The sequence below is a fragment of the Mycobacterium sp. TH-M15 genome, assembly GCF_057473705.1.
In genome coordinates, this window is the sequence record NZ_JBYCLB010000063.1 from 1 (window position 1) to 1752 (window position 1752).

The window sequence follows — 1752 nt, forward strand, 5'->3', positions numbered from 1 at the left end:
GTGATGAGCTTCCCGATGGATGAGCTCGAGCCCGGCGGCCGGCCGGACGCCCCGGAGCCGGGGCCGGCCATGCTCGGCGACATCGTGCTGTGTCCGCAGTTCGCCGCCGCCCAGGCCGAGACCGCCGGTCATTCCCTCGGTCACGAGCTGGCGCTGCTCACCGTGCACGGGGTGCTGCACCTGCTCGGCTACGATCACGCCGAAGCCGAGGAAGAGCGGGAGATGTTCGCCCTGCAGGGCCGGCTGCTCGAGGAGTGGGTCGCCGACCAGGTGGCGGTCTACCGCAAGGAGACCCAGACCGAGAAGGACCGCCGGCTGCTGGACAAGTCACAGTACTTCGACGACCCGTGACCGGGACCGGACTGTTGCTCAGCGTGATCGCGCTGATCGGCCTGGGCGGGTTGTTCGCGGCGGTGGACGCGGCGATCAACACGGTGTCACCGGCCCGGGTCGGCGAGCTGATGCGGGAGCACCGGCCGGGGGCGGTGTGGCTGGCCAAGCTGATGAAGGAACGGGCGCGCTACCTCAACCTGGTGGTGCTGCTGCGGATCACCTGCGAGATATCCGCGACGGTGCTGCTGGTCGCGTTCCTGCGGGTGGAGCTGCAGCTGGAGTGGGGCCGGTTCCTGGCCATCGTGATCATGGTGGTGGTCAGCTTCGTGGTCATCGGGGTGGGGCCGCGAACCCTCGGCCGGCAGAACGCGTATTCGATCGCGTTGGTGGTGGCGCTGCCGTTGCAGGTGCTCTCGGTGCTGCTCGCCCCGATCAGCCGGCTGCTGGTGCTGGTCGGTAACGCGCTGACCCCGGGCCGGGGATTCCGCAACGGGCCGTTCGCCTCGGAGATCGAGCTGCGCGAGGTCGTCGACCTGGCCCAGCAGCGCGGCGTGCTGGCCGCCGACGAACGCCGGATGATCCAATCGGTCTTCGAGCTCGGCGACACCGCCGCGCGCGAGGTGATGGTTCCGCGTACCGAGATGGTCTGGATCGAAGGCGACAAATCCGCCGGCCAGGCGACCTCGCTGGCGGTGCGCAGCGGGCACTCGCGGATACCGGTGATCGGCGAGAACGTCGACGACGTCGTCGGCGTGGTGTACCTGAAGGACCTGGTGCAGCAGACGTACTACTCGACGAACGGGGGTCGCGACACCACCGTCTCCCAGGTGATGCGGCCAGCGGTGTTCGTCCCGGACCGCAAACCGCTGGACGCGTTGCTGCGCGAAATGCAGCGCAACCGCTACCACATGGCGCTGCTGGTCGACGAGTACGGCGCGATCGCCGGGCTGGTCACCATCGAGGACGTGCTGGAGGAGATCGTCGGCGAGATCGCCGACGAGTACGACGAAGGCGAGACCGCGCCAGTGGAGGAGTTGGGCGACAAGCGGTTCCGGGTGTCGGCCCGGCTGCCGATCGAAGACGTCGGGGAGCTCTACGGCGTGAGGTTCGCCGCCGACCTCGACGTGGACACCGTCGGCGGGATGCTGGCGCTGTAGTTGGGCCGGGTGCCGCTGCCCGGGGCCGAGGTAGTGTCGCACGGGCTGCGGCTGCACGCCGAGGGCAGCCGCGACGGCCGCGGCCGGGTGCGGATCGGCACGGTCCTGGTCAGCCCGGCCGAACCAGCGGGCGCGGAACAGAAAAGCAACGAGGAGGCGGGGTGAGCGACGAGCTGTCGGAGCCCGACGACGCGAAGCTGGTGCTGTTGGCCCGCGGCGCCATGGCCCGCGGCGAGGCGCAGACCGGCGCCGCGGTGCGCGA

The 1752-nt window shown here is 70.1% G+C and carries 1 protein-coding gene and 1 pseudogene; both read left to right on the plus strand.

Annotated elements, in window-relative coordinates; genetic code table 11:
- The coding region (ybeY, locus tag AC2VNT_RS01540; protein ID WP_486945184.1) for an rRNA maturation RNase YbeY at positions 1-351 on the plus strand (351 nt) is incomplete at its 5' end.
- Positions 348-1655: pseudogene (locus AC2VNT_RS01545) on the plus strand (hemolysin family protein). The gene ybeY and the pseudogene AC2VNT_RS01545, both read left to right, overlap by 4 nt.
- Positions 1656-1752 lie beyond the last annotated feature (97 nt).